This is a genomic window from Paenibacillus ferrarius (assembly GCF_002027705.1).
Taxonomy (GTDB): Bacteria; Bacillota; Bacilli; order Paenibacillales; family NBRC-103111; genus Paenibacillus_E; species Paenibacillus_E ferrarius.
In genome coordinates, this window is the sequence record NZ_MBTG01000066.1 from 220,494 (window position 1) to 233,327 (window position 12,834).

11 protein-coding genes are annotated in these 12,834 nt (G+C 45.6%); 10 read left to right on the forward strand and 1 reads right to left on the reverse strand.

Annotation, left to right across the window (positions count from 1 at the left end; all coding sequences use genetic code 11):
- Position 1: 1 nt before the first annotated feature.
- The 9 genes from BC351_RS38395 to BC351_RS38435 all read left to right on the forward strand — a co-directional run bounded on the left by BC351_RS38395 (position 2) and on the right by BC351_RS38435 (position 11,960).
- Positions 2–2,281 (forward strand): hypothetical protein, encoded by a 2,280-nt coding sequence (locus BC351_RS38395; RefSeq protein WP_079420952.1) that lies wholly within the window; start codon positions 2–4, stop codon positions 2,279–2,281.
- 17 nt (positions 2,282–2,298) lie between these two features.
- On the forward strand, positions 2,299–2,964 hold the full coding sequence (locus BC351_RS38400) for a hypothetical protein (RefSeq protein WP_079420953.1): 666 nt from the start codon (positions 2,299–2,301) through the stop codon (positions 2,962–2,964).
- Positions 2,965–2,979: 15 nt separating this feature from the next.
- Positions 2,980–3,489, forward strand: coding sequence for an A24 family peptidase (locus tag BC351_RS38405; protein WP_158082378.1), 510 nt, complete (start codon positions 2,980–2,982; stop codon positions 3,487–3,489).
- A gap of 17 nt (positions 3,490–3,506) precedes the next feature.
- Positions 3,507–5,006: a DUF6382 domain-containing protein gene (locus BC351_RS38410; RefSeq protein ID WP_158082379.1), complete on the forward strand. Its 1,500-nt coding sequence runs from the start codon at positions 3,507–3,509 to the stop codon at positions 5,004–5,006.
- 205 nt (positions 5,007–5,211) lie between these two features.
- Positions 5,212–6,768, forward strand: a complete 1,557-nt coding sequence (locus tag BC351_RS38415; RefSeq protein ID WP_079420956.1) for an ABC-F family ATP-binding cassette domain-containing protein — start codon at positions 5,212–5,214, stop codon at positions 6,766–6,768.
- A gap of 21 nt (positions 6,769–6,789) precedes the next feature.
- Positions 6,790–7,080 (forward strand): Dabb family protein, encoded by a 291-nt coding sequence (locus BC351_RS38420; RefSeq protein ID WP_079420957.1) that lies wholly within the window; start codon positions 6,790–6,792, stop codon positions 7,078–7,080.
- Positions 7,081–7,230: 150 nt separating this feature from the next.
- Entirely contained in the window at positions 7,231–8,280 is a 1,050-nt protein-coding gene (locus tag BC351_RS38425) for a M42 family metallopeptidase (RefSeq protein WP_244209320.1), read from the forward strand.
- The gene (locus BC351_RS38430) at positions 8,277–10,226 is read left to right on the forward strand and encodes an ABC-F family ATP-binding cassette domain-containing protein (protein WP_079420958.1); all 1,950 of its coding nucleotides are present in this window, start codon (positions 8,277–8,279) and stop codon (positions 10,224–10,226) included. The genes BC351_RS38425 and BC351_RS38430 overlap by 4 nt, the downstream gene beginning before the upstream one ends.
- 120 nt (positions 10,227–10,346) lie before the next feature.
- Positions 10,347–11,960, forward strand: a complete 1,614-nt coding sequence (locus BC351_RS38435) for an ABC-F family ATP-binding cassette domain-containing protein (RefSeq protein WP_079420959.1) — start codon at positions 10,347–10,349, stop codon at positions 11,958–11,960.
- 66 nt (positions 11,961–12,026) lie between these two features.
- Here the strand turns inward: BC351_RS38435 and BC351_RS38440 are convergent, their stop codons facing one another.
- Positions 12,027–12,239 (reverse strand): hypothetical protein, encoded by a 213-nt coding sequence (locus BC351_RS38440; RefSeq protein ID WP_079420960.1) that lies wholly within the window; start codon positions 12,237–12,239, stop codon positions 12,027–12,029.
- A 72-nt stretch (positions 12,240–12,311) separates the two neighbouring features.
- On the opposite strand from BC351_RS38440, the gene BC351_RS38445 reads away from it, so the two are divergent.
- Positions 12,312–12,830: a hypothetical protein gene (locus BC351_RS38445; RefSeq protein WP_079420961.1), complete on the forward strand. Its 519-nt coding sequence runs from the start codon at positions 12,312–12,314 to the stop codon at positions 12,828–12,830.
- Positions 12,831–12,834: the final 4 nt, after the last annotated feature.

Here is a 12,834-nt window from a genome sequence, read left to right on the forward strand (position 1 = left end):
ATTGAAGAGATTCATTCGTTCTGAAAGCGGCGCAGTTTCTGTTTATCTCATTCTAATCATTGTGCCAATTTTTTTGTTCCAAGCCGTATTAATTGATTTTGCGCGTATTAAACTGGCAGAAAAAGAAAGCGATTCGGCTGTTAAGGCCGCAGCTCGTTCTGTTATGTCAGCGTATGATCAGGAGCTTCACAAAATGGGTCTGTACGGACTGGGCATTTCACAGAATGAAAGTGAGACATTGTTCCGAGAGGTATTTACCGCCAATTTGTCAGGTCAAACAGCAGCTGGTGCTTTTCATTATATAGACACAAGGCCTGTAAATGAAAGTATTCGGGTTACTCCTGTGTATTCGTTGGCGAGTCATACCGTTTTTGAAAAACAAGTGCTGGAAGATATGAAAATCAAAGCTCCTATTGAGTACACGTTAGAAATTACGGATAAATTTCGGAAAAGTGGAACAACACCACCATTTCAGTTCGGCACACAATTCTCAAAAAATGCTGCAGAATTGGAAAGGCTTATTAATCAGCGTGAGGAAGCTCTGGATGAGGCTTGGGAAAGCGCTGAGAACCTGCATGCGCAAACACAGCAATATTACACGTATTATCTAGCACGCATCACAGAGCTGGATCAGTTAGCTGCTCAGATCGGTCTGCATACGGTTGATGAAGTAAAAAGCGAGATGAGCAGCATCAGGAGTCAAATGGAATCAATCCGTGAGTCCATATCTAATATGGATATGTCTATTGCTGCTCTCAGCCAAGCAGGTTCAGTAAGTGCAGCTGGGATACAGAACATGCTGCAAGCGAAAAGCAGATTGGCTGAGCAAGCTCAAATGCTGAATCAGAAATTAAATGAACTGGATGTCTTATTACAGTTAATTATGAAGTATGCGGCGCTGCTGGCAGCGACAAAGCTGGAGGTTCCGGCTGATGGCCAAGTAATTGTGCAATTGCAGCAGAACATTGAACCCGCTCTTCGTTTAGCCAAACAGCGGAATGACGAGCTTCGGACGAAAATAGATGGAATCCCTCGCAATGCTGGAATTGGAAATGAAAACGTAAATGAAGTGTTTCAAAATGTTTCCATGATGGGAGATGATTATTTTTATAAATATCAGACCTCTATAGCTAGCATAACTGCGCTGTTTTCTGCTTTTCAGGAAGTAATGGACTCGATATATCTTTTCACCCCCGATCAAACAAACAGAGCTAATTCAGCAAATCAAAGTTATAACACAGAAGCAGTAGGATTTTATGGCACACAAAGCTTGCTGGAGAAAACGCGAATGGACCGCAACAACGTGATTTCCACGAATAAACAAGAGCAAAAGACTAAAATTCAAGCAGTTCTTGATCAAGCTAAGCAAGCAATGGGTACGTGCACCGTGTTTAGTTCGTCAAATGGTGATAATGCGATGTATGAAAGATTGCAAGGATCAGGAAATTCATCTGCGGATGCTAAGGGCTTGTATCGAAAGTATCGAGAAGCCAACGCACAGGAAACGACAATTGGCAGTGAAATAGCCTATGATCTCGAGAAATCAGAGCCTGTGAGTTTAAAAGCGATGGGAATGCTGGAGGCATTTAATTTGGCGGCGGATTCACTCCGTGATGAATTGTATGTGAACGAATTTGCGCTAACCAAATTTAATTATCGAACTTATGGGCTGGAGCTTGATCCTAATGGGAATCCAAAGAAGTCCAGTGAGCTTGTAGATCCGGGAGCCCACGCTCTAAAGAATCAAGAAGTGGAATATTTATTGTATGGATTTTCCTCATGCGGTGCGAATATCTCATCTGCGTATGCGGAAATGTTTTCCTTCCGATTGGCGATCCGAACAGTCGAAGCACTTCTGGATCCCAAGAAAGAGCTGCTCAATGTGGGCTCGCCGCTGCTTGTTCTTTTGGCTGCAGCCGCGGAAGGAGCGCTGCTTGCGATTCAAGACATGAGCAAACTGATTAAAGGGGAAGCTGTGGAGCTGTCTGCGAAAATAACGACTTCAGTGCTTCGTTTAACGTACAAAGACTATTTGCGTGTATTCCTCATGATGCATAGCAATAATACAAAACTCATGGCTAGAATGCAGGCGCTTATTGAGCTTAACAACAGCAAGGATTTAGTGCAAGAGACGACATATTTGCAGGGATATGCTGTGAGTGAAGTGAGATTGTGGTTTATCCCACAGCTTATGAAGCTTTTGGATGGCTCGGGTTTGCTTGGCTGTAACGTACAGGGCAATTACTGCCGCTTTAGTCAAACAGCCGCTATAGCATACTAACAAAGGAGAGTGCATTAGTGGTTCGTAAATTATATAAAGAGCAGCAAGGAGGGATCGTACTGGAGGCCTCACTTGTGCTTCCTTTTTTTCTGGCATTTGTTGTCGGTTTGGTTGTTTGTATTCAGATTGCTGTTTTGGAATTAGCTCTGCAAGCAGGCGTGAGCGAAGCAACCAAAAGCATCGCAGGTCAACTGTATCCAGTGCAGCTCCTCGTACAAGAAAGCAAGTCGAGGCTTGAACAGAGCCGGCCGGCTGAGATATTGACGGCCGTAATCGAACGTGTGCAAGCTGTCAGAACACAAGTGACAAATGTTGAAAGCTTGGCCGATGAATACGCCGCTTACATTCCAGAGCCACTTTTAGAATTAATCAGATGGGAGAAAGAGAAGCGTGAGCTCAGTGAAGATAAGGGGGCGGAGGCGCTGGACGAGTTCTATGACACTCACATAAAACCGCGCATGCAAACGGTCTTTACACCGATTGTTTATGCCTTTTGTGATGAGCGAACCGTTCCAAAAGATACATTCAAGGTGACCTCGATAACCCTTCCAAGTATGGAAAACGGCGGAAACGCAATCCTGAGCATTGAAGCTCAGATTACTTATAAACTTCCTTTGCCATTTATCAGTCAGCAGATCATTCTAAAAAAGAGGGCCTATGAGCGAGCGTGGGTTGGTGCTTAAATGGGAGGGGAATTTATGATTCATGTTATCCTTTTACTGTTCGTTACGTTAGCTTTTATTACGGATATCCGTCATTCCATCATTCCCAATAAATTGACACTATGTGGAACAATTGCAGGTGTGTTTTTCCATTTTGCTTACGAAGGATGGAAGGGGCTGCTTCTTGCCTTGGTTGGAGCGGCAGTTGGATTTATTGCACTGATCTTGCTTTATTTTTTTGGAGCTTTAGGTGCTGGCGATGTGAAGCTGTTTGCAGCAATTGGCGCCATCATGGGAGTCACATTCGTTGTTCAAGCCATGCTCTATGCGATCTTGTGTGCGGGTCTTATTGGTCTTCTTTTACTCGGTATTCAGAGGCAGATGGCAGCAACTGGACACAAGCTCGCCCTATGGTTGTATGGGGCTATCGCGTGTCATGACATGAGCAGTTTGCGATCTTTGAAGCATCAAAAAAACACGAAATTTCCGTTTATGTATGCGGTTGTACCTGGCGTCGCATTGACATGGTGCTATATGTTTTTATGAGAAGAGGTGGTGGAGCCTTGACACAAGAAGTATTTGGTCTTAGGTATGAGTTTGTCTACAATCACGGCCATTATATGGCGCTTCATAAAGAGCATGGATTAGAGGCAAAAGAGTTGTCCATGCTGCAGGTTAAGATGCTTGAGGCTAATGACATCCCGAATCTGTTGCCTTTGGAAATACAGGAAATAGATTTCCGGATCAGCCTGCTTTACAACATTTCGTCCAAGCGCATGCTTGCTCATGTGGTGAAAATAGAAGGGCTTTCCAAGCTTAAATTCGCCAAAATGATGGTTGCCATCGTAAGCACTCTGGAAGCGAATAAGAACTATATGTTAAACGAAGAAGGGTATGTGCTGAAGGAGAATTTTATTTTTATGGGTGCTGAGTGGTCAGACATCTATTTGACTTACATCCCTATTGAACCGTTATCGGAAGATCAGTCCGTTACTAAATCTTTAGCCTTATTTATGGATCACATGCTGCTTGCTTTGAAAGATGAGGAAAGGAATGAAGTGAATGCGATTCTGACGGCATGCACATCCATGCATCGGCTGCAAGACTATAAAGATTTTTTCTTGCAACTAATGGATAAACAAACCGTTGTTCCAAAGGAGTTGGCAGCTCCAGTTAATCATCAATATGAATTAGAAACGGATCGAACATATTCAGATCCACCACATCCAGAACAGTTCAATAACTTGCCAAAGCCCCATCTAGCCCAGCAAGTGGACTATCAGTCGGAGCCCCAAAAATGGAATCAAAATGCACCTAATGTGCAGCAAGATGAGCAAGTAGTGAAAGCAGTGAAAGCGGATATGCAATCAACTTCCTTTACACCTCTGACGCAAAGGTCACAACTTATTGCACTTGCTGTAGTTATTTTGCTTAGTGCATTTGTATGGCAAAATTATTTTACGTATCCGTCGACAGAGACGCTGCATGTTACTGCTGGTATCACGATAATACTGGCAGATATATGGCTTGTTTTGAAATTTCTTGGTTTGCCCATGACGCCACAAGGTGGACAACATCAAACGTTCACGCCATCGGGTGAAATACAAGCCGAGAGTATAGTGAAAAGTCAATTTCCAGAGGGTGATGAGAAGCTTATAGATGTTCAAAATTACTATGACAATTTACACCAGCATACATCACTGCTTCATAATAAACTGCCTAACGCAACCGTGTTCTTAGGGAATGTAAAATTACAAGCAGCCGGGCCGCGCATCGAAGTGAAAACCGAAGATAATGTGAGAACGATATCTATCACTAACGATCATTTTACAATAGGAAGAGGAGACGCGAATATTAAAGTAGACTGTGTTCTGGAAGAAGCAGGCGTTTCTCGCATTCATACCGAGATCATAAAAAAAGAGATCAGCTACGAGATTCAAGATGCTGGTTCAACAAATGGGACCTACTTGAATGGCGAATTGCTGGTTGCTTATCAACGTTATCCGCTGAAGGACGGCGACGAAATTCGTATAGTCAGACAGGAAATAAGGTTTAGGCTATAAAGCGAGGGAAAAGGTGAAAAAAAGGCGAAAATGACAAGTGATGATAAAATATTGCGTCCCAAAAGGGGCGTTTTTATGCATTTCTTGCATGAATACGCTTCCTAGAACAATTTAACTACTTCCTGTCTTGCAGCGCGAGTGGTATAATAAGAAGTCGCGAATGGATGCGATTAGTTTTTAACAGACAGGGGTTTGTGTTTACGAGATGAGTCTTTTGACAATTGAAGATTTGAGCCATAGCTTCGGAGATCGGACATTATTCAAAAATGTGTCATTCCGACTGCTTGCGGGCGAACGTGTTGGTATTGTTGGAGCAAATGGCGTGGGGAAATCCACGTTGATGAATATATTGACTGGTAAGCTTTTGAAGGATACAGGAAAAGTGGAGTGGACGCCACGAGTTCATTATGGGTACTTGGATCAGCACTCGGTGCTGACGCCAGGCAAAACGATTCGTGATATTCTGCGTGATGCTTTTTTACCTTTATTTGAAGCGGAAAAAGAAATGATGGCCATTACGGAGAAAATGGGAGATGCCACGCCAGATGAGCTTGAATTGCTGTTAGAGCAAATGGGCGAAATTCAAGAGCGTTTGGACATTGGCGGCTTCTATTTGTTGGATGTTAAAATTGATGAAATGGCTAATGGTCTTGGACTTAATGCAATTGGCCTCGAGCGTGATGTTACTTCCTTGAGCGGCGGACAGCGGACGAAAGTTCTTCTGGCGAAGCTTCTTTTGGAGAAGCCGACCGTGCTTCTTTTGGATGAGCCAACGAACTATTTGGACGTAGAGCATATTGAATGGTTGAAGATGTATCTTAAGGATTACCCGTTTGCTTTTATGCTTATTTCACATGACACGGAATTTATGAATGAAGTCGTTAATGTTGTCTATCATTTGGAATTTACGAAGCTAACTCGCTACACAGCGAATTATGAGAAATTCCTTGATATGGCTGAGATGAACAAATCGCAGCATATTGATGCGTATGAAAAGCAGCAGGAGTTTATCAAAAAGCAAGAGGATTTCATTGCGCGAAACAAAGCGCGTGCTTCAACTTCTACAAGGGCTAAGAGTAGGGAGAAGCAGCTCGACAAAATTGATCGCATTGAACGTCCCGAGACGGCTATGAAACCGACTTTTGTGTTCAAAGAATCGCGTTCAAGCAGCAGAGTTGTCTTTGAGGCGCAAAAGCTGGAGATCGGCTATGATCGCGCACTATTACCAGAGATGAATGTCACGATTGAACGCGGCGAGAAGATTGCGATCGTCGGGTGCAATGGGGTTGGTAAATCAACTCTGCTCAAGACCATTTTGGGGAAAATTGAGCCATTCAACGGCAAAACATTTCTTGGCGATTATTTAAGCCCTGCTTATTTTGAGCAAGAGGTGAAAGCGCCGAATATGACACCGATTGATGATGTTTGGAATGAGTTCTCTTCCATGACGCAGAATGAGGTTAGAGGAGCGCTTGCTCGGGTAGGGCTCAAAAATGAGCACATCACGCGCGCGATGAGTAAGCTTAGCGGTGGTGAGCAAGCGAAAGTCAGACTTTGCAAATTATTGATGCGAGAAAGCAATTGGCTGCTGTTCGATGAGCCAACGAACCATTTGGACGTCGTTGCCAAAGAAGAGCTCCAGCGCGCTTTGAAAGCATACAAAGGTACTGTTTTACTCGTTTGCCATGAACCTGAATTCTATGAAGGTTGGGTAACTAGAGTTTGGGATGTTGAAGAGTGGTCAGCGAAAGTAACCAATTAATTTCACAGGGGGAAATGATTCATGTTAACTCACATTGTGTTTTTTAAGTTGAAAGACCGCAGTCCGGAAGCTGTAGAAGTAACGAAAAATGTTCTTACCAATATGGAAGGCAAAATTGATGTTCTCCGATATATTGAGGTTGGAACAGATATCCTTCATTTGGAACGTTCTTATGATATTGCGCTAATCACGAAATTTGATTCCTTAGAGGATCTGAAGGTCTATGACACACATCCGATTCATGAAGCAGTGAAGGCTCATATGAAGACAGTTCTTGATGGTACTTCGGTTTGTGTGGATTTCTTAAGCTAATCAGGTTTGAAAAACATAAGGGAACAGTGTAGTATCCTTAGAAGAGGTTAGTTGGTGATTTATGTCACTAGCATGCCTAAGTATCCTAGGCTGCACTGTTTTTTGTTTGTTTAGACAGCCATTAATTTATAGAAAAGGGATGATTCCCAAGTGAAGTCAAAACTTAATCAAGCCTATATGACGGACATTCTAGAGATGCTGCTGCGCACACCAAGTCCGACAGGTTATACGCACCACATTATGCAAAAGGTAGAGCAAGAAGTAACTAAACTCGGATATGAGCTTACATATACGAATAAAGGCTGCGGCATTGTGACCATACCGGGAACACGCGAAGACCGAGTGATCGGCATCTCTGCCCATGTGGATACACTTGGCGCGATGGTTCGTTCTATCAAAGAGAACGGTACTTTGAAAATCACTTCTTTGGGCGGATTCATGATGGGAGCCATCGAAAATGAATACGTGCAAATTCATACACGTGATGAACGTGTCTATGATGGTACTATTTTAACTTCAAGGCCTTCTGTCCACGTGTATGAGGATGCTAGAGAGTACAAACGGGATGAAGCCAACATGGAAGTGCGTATTGATGAATTGGTGAATTCCAAAAAAGAGGTTCAAGCTTTGGGCATTCGCGTTGGCGATTATATTTCGTTCGATCCGCGGGTACAAGTGAAAGCCAACGGTTTCGTAAAGTCACGTCATCTGGACGATAAAGCTAGTGTAGCGTCATTGTTCGGTTTGCTTAAGTTAATGAAAGAAGAAGGCTTGCAGCCTGTATTCACGATCAAGCTGTTCTTCTCTAATTATGAAGAAGTTGGTCATGGTTCCTCTTTCATTCCGGAAGATATTACGGATTTCATTGCGGTGGATATGGGCGCGCTTGGTGATGATTTGAGCGGCAGTGAACGCGATGTTTCGATCTGTGCGAAAGATTCCTCGGGACCTTATGATTATCAGATGACTTCGAAAATGATCGAACTTGCGGAGAAGCTGGAAATCGGCTATGCCGTTGATATTTATCCAAGATACAGCTCAGATGCAACAGCCGCGCTCAGAGGCGGACGCGATATTCGTGCGGCCTTGGTTGGTCCTGGCGTTCATGCGTCACACAGCATGGAAAGAACGCATATGGATGCAGTAGTGAATACAGCAGCTCTGCTTGCCGCCTATATCATGGAGCCGGTGGAAGCATGAATATACTAAGTGCAGTCAACATTACCAAAACATTCGGTGACAAGGTGTTGTTCGATGATATCTCGTTCACGGTGAACGAGAAGCAGCGCATCGGTCTCATTGGCGTGAACGGCACAGGCAAGTCCACGCTGCTGAAGCTGCTGGCGGGGCTGGAAACAGCGGATCGCGGCAAGCTTGTGCACGCGAACCATTTCCGCGTGGAATACTTGCCGCAGAACCCGGAGTTCGATCCGAACTCCACGGTCCTTGAGCAAGTATTTCACGGCGACACGCCGCTCATGAAGACGCTTCGCGACTATGAGCTGGCACTAGCAGAGCTGGAGCTCGACGCTTCCAGCGAGAAGAAACAATCGCGGCTGTTCGCAGCCCAGTCGCGCATGGATGAACAAGGTGCCTGGGAAGCCAGCACCTTGGCCAAAACTGTGCTGATGAAGCTAGGCATCAGCCAGTTCGACAAGCCCGTCGGCCAGCTCTCCGGCGGTCAGCGCAAGCGCGTCGCCATGGCGCGCGTGCTGATTCAGCCCGCCGACCTGCTCATCCTGGATGAGCCGACGAACCATATTGATAACGAGACCGCCATCTGGCTCGAGGAATTCCTCGGCAAGTGGCGCGGCGCGCTGCTGCTCGTTACGCATGACCGGTACTTCCTGGAGCGGGTCACGAACCGCATGCTGGAGCTGGACCGGGGCAAGATCTACAGCTACGAGGGCAACTATGAGGCGTTCCTCGAGAAGAAAGCAGAGCGGATGGAATCCGAAGCATCCAGCGAAGACAAGCGGCAGAATCTGCTGCGCCGCGAGCTTGCATGGCTCCGTCGCGGCGCGAAAGCGCGCACGACGAAGCAGAAGGCGCGGATTCAGCGCGCCGAAGACCTGCGGGACCACAAAGTGGACGGTCCCGGAGAGAAGATGGACATGGCGCTGGCCGGCAGCCGCCTAGGCAAGAAGGTGATGGAGCTGGAAGCCATCACCAAGGCATTTGAGAGCGGGAAGCCGCTGCTCAGCGGCTTCAGCTACATCGTGATGCCGCGAGATCGGCTCGGCATCATCGGTCCGAACGGCAGCGGGAAATCGACGCTGCTGAACATGCTCGCTGGGCGGATTCAGCCCGACAGCGGCACGATTGAGACCGGTACGACCGTGAAGCTGGCGTACTACACGCAAGAGAACGTCGAGATGGACGAGAAAATGCGCGTCATCGAGTACATCAAGGAAGCGGCTGAGCTTATCCGCACGTCGGATGGAGAAACGATCTCAGCTTCGCAAATGCTGGAGCGATTTTTATTCTCACCAACATTGCAATGGTCGCCGATTGGAAAGCTGTCAGGAGGAGAGCGGCGCAGACTTTATTTGCTGCGTACCTTGATGGGCGAGCCGAATGTTCTGCTGCTCGATGAGCCGACGAATGACTTGGATATTCAAACTTTGACCATACTGGAAGACTACTTGGATCAATTCCCAGGGGCTGTTATTACGGTGTCCCATGATCGCTATTTCTTGGATCGGACGGTTTCTCATTTATTCGCATTTGACGGTCAAGGCCGAATTGAACCATACATTGGCAACTACTCGGATTACTTGGAAGAGAAACGGGAAGAGGAAGAAGCTGAGCAGGCTCGCAAGGAAATGATACGCAATGCCAGCGCAGCCAAATCAGCTCCGTCTACTGCGGCGAGTTCGGCCCCAGCGGGGAATGCTTCGGGTTCGAGCCGTCCCAAGAAGCTTTCGTTCAAAGAACAAAAGGAATGGGACGAAATCGAAAATACCATTGCTTCCATAGAAGACAAAGCAGCAAGTTTGAAAAAGCAAATCGAATCGGCCGGAAGCGATTTTGACCGTGTTCGTGATTTGTATGAGCAGGAGCAGCAAACCGCGGCTGATTTGGAAGCAGCGATGGAAAGATGGACATATTTATCCGAGCTAGTCGAAGAAATCGAACGCAAATAGACAAGGTGTAAAGCTCAAAGCAGCAAGATTCCTGCTAAGGAGAGACTTTAATCTTCGATTATTGCACCCTATCTATGATATGATAGAACAAACTACTATAAAGGCAGGTATGTATTCCACATGATTAATGTTAATAACGTGACGCTTCGTTACGGCAAAAGAGCCTTGTTCGAAGACGCCAATATTAAATTCACCCCAGGCAACTGTTACGGACTTATCGGTGCCAACGGTGCAGGTAAATCCACATTTCTAAAAATTCTTTCCGGCGAAATCGAGCCTAACACAGGGGAAGTCAGCATCACTCCAGGCGAGAGAATGGCGGTATTGAAACAAAATCATTACGAGTTTGATGAAATCGAAGTTTTGAAAACGGTCGTTATGGGTCATTCTCGTTTATTTAAAATCATGGAAGAGAAGGATGCGCTTTACGCGAAAGCGGATTTCTCTGAAGAAGATGGCATGAGAGCCGCTGAACTTGAAGGCGAATTTCAGGATTTAGACGGCTGGCAGGCAGAATCCGATGCTGCTGAGCTTCTTATCGGTCTTGGCATTCCTACAAGCCTTCATGATACGAAAATGAAAGACGTTGACGGCAACGAAAAAGTGCGTGTCCTCTTGGCGCAAGCTTTGTTCGGCAATCCGAATATTTTGCTGCTCGATGAGCCTACCAACCATTTGAACTTGGAATCGATTCGTTGGCTGGAGCACTTCTTATCCCGCTTCGAAGGCACCGTTATCGTCGTATCCCATGATCGTCACTTCCTGAACCAAGTATGTACGCATATCGCGGATATTGATTTTGGCAAAATTCAAATGTACGTCGGCAACTATGACTGGTGGTACGAATCCAGCCAATTGGCGCTGCGCCTAACTAGAGATGCGAACAAGAAAACGGAAGAGAAACGTAAGGAGCTGGAAGCGTTTATTGCGCGCTTTAGTGCCAATGCCTCCAAATCCAAACAAGCGACTTCCCGTAAAAAGCAACTCGAGAAGCTTACGCTTGAAGATATTCGTCCTTCCAGCCGTAAATATCCGTTCATTCACTTCAAAGGTGAGCGTGAAGCCGGCAAACAACTGCTTGCTGTGGAGAGCTTGTCCAAAACAATTGACGGCGTTAAAGTATTGAATAATGTGACGTTCACACTCAATAAAGGGGATAAAGTCGCGTTTGTAGGCCCAGACGGCATCGCCAAAACGACACTGTTCAAAATCCTGATGGGTGAAATGGAAGCAGATGAAGGCACATTCACATGGGGTGTTACGACTTCCCAAGCCTATTTCCCCAAAGACAGCCAGGATTACTTCAACTCTGATTTGAACTTGGTAGATTGGCTGCGTCAATATTCCAAGGATCCAGACGAATCATTCCTTCGCGGATTCTTAGGTCGTATGTTATTCTCAGGGGAAGAAGCTTTGAAGAAAGCGAATGTTCTTTCCGGGGGAGAAAAAGTGCGTTGTATGTTCTCTAAAATGATGCTGAGCGGCGCTAATGTGCTTATCCTTGATGAGCCTACGAACCACTTGGACTTGGAGTCCATCACAGCACTTAATAACGGACTTGTTGATTTCGATGGAACGATGCTGTTCGTATCTCATGACCATCAGTTCATTCAAACGATTGCTACCCGTGTTATGGAAATCACACCAAAAGGTCTTATCGACAAAATGCTTACGTATGATGAGTATCTGGAAAGTGAAGATGTGAAGAAACAACGCGAAACGCATTACGCGTAAGCATCCAATAAAAAAGCGCCCTGATGTTTGACTCTCAGGGCGCTTTTGCCGCATGCAAAGCGTGAACTAGCTGCCGCCTGTACGACGACGTTGATTGTTGACTTTTTTGGTCATTTGGCTTTTAGCGCTTTGATTGGCATTTCCAGCAGCTTTCGGGTTGGCTTTAGCCTCAGCTTGTTCGGCTTTTTTTTGGGCGAGTTTTTGTTTGATAGCATCAGCTAAACTGACTTTTCTGGGGCCTTTTTGTTCTTCTTGTTGATCTTGTGGCTTGTCTGACATAGGAACACCTTCTTTACGTGGTATGACCTAAGTATAATCGAATCAGTGAAAAGATGAAAGAAGGTGTCCCGGATGTTTGATCCAACAATCTATGACAATATCAAAGTCGTGTTGGAAGGAGCCGTTTATGATCTGGATTTAGAGGGTCATATCTTAATTACGCGACGGGAAGATCAAGTGGATCTATCTTCGATGTCGCGCACGTTTGCCATCGAGTTTACAAGGAAGATTGATAAGCCAAGCAAGGCCGAGATTAACCTGCATGTTCATTTGAGTGATTTGGCCGCAGAGATTTTGGAGAATCCGACAGCCAAGCCAGGGTGCACCTTAACCATTAAGTTGTTCACCAAGGTAAAGGATCCGGAGCGGGATTGCAAACGGATTGCCGAAGAGCTGGGCTTGATTTGGGAACATCGCCCGCAAATTACACAGTCTCTTTCGTATACGTATGGCACAAGTCCGATTATTTATCGTAATCAAATTACTTTATCCTTTGGACGCAAAGTAGATGAAAGTCATCTGGATGATTTTCCGGATCTCATTGGATATGCTGCGGACAGCCTCGCTTGGCTGGATGAAAGAGGGACATAGAACG

Bases quoted from the DNA above. Each gene is read 5' to 3' on its own strand.
- BC351_RS38405 (WP_158082378.1), top strand. From the start codon at position 2,980: ATGATTCATGTTATCCTTTTACTGTTCGTTACGTTAGCTTTTATTACG.
- BC351_RS38415 (WP_079420956.1), top strand. From the start codon at position 5,212: ATGAGTCTTTTGACAATTGAAGATTTGAGCCATAGCTTCGGAGATCGG.
- BC351_RS38420 (WP_079420957.1), top strand. From the start codon at position 6,790: ATGTTAACTCACATTGTGTTTTTTAAGTTGAAAGACCGCAGTCCGGAA.
- BC351_RS38430 (WP_079420958.1), top strand. From the start codon at position 8,277: ATGAATATACTAAGTGCAGTCAACATTACCAAAACATTCGGTGACAAG.
- BC351_RS38435 (WP_079420959.1), top strand. From the start codon at position 10,347: ATGATTAATGTTAATAACGTGACGCTTCGTTACGGCAAAAGAGCCTTG.
- BC351_RS38440 (WP_079420960.1), bottom strand. From the start codon at position 12,239: ATGTCAGACAAGCCACAAGATCAACAAGAAGAACAAAAAGGCCCCAGA.
- BC351_RS38445 (WP_079420961.1), top strand. From the start codon at position 12,312: ATGTTTGATCCAACAATCTATGACAATATCAAAGTCGTGTTGGAAGGA.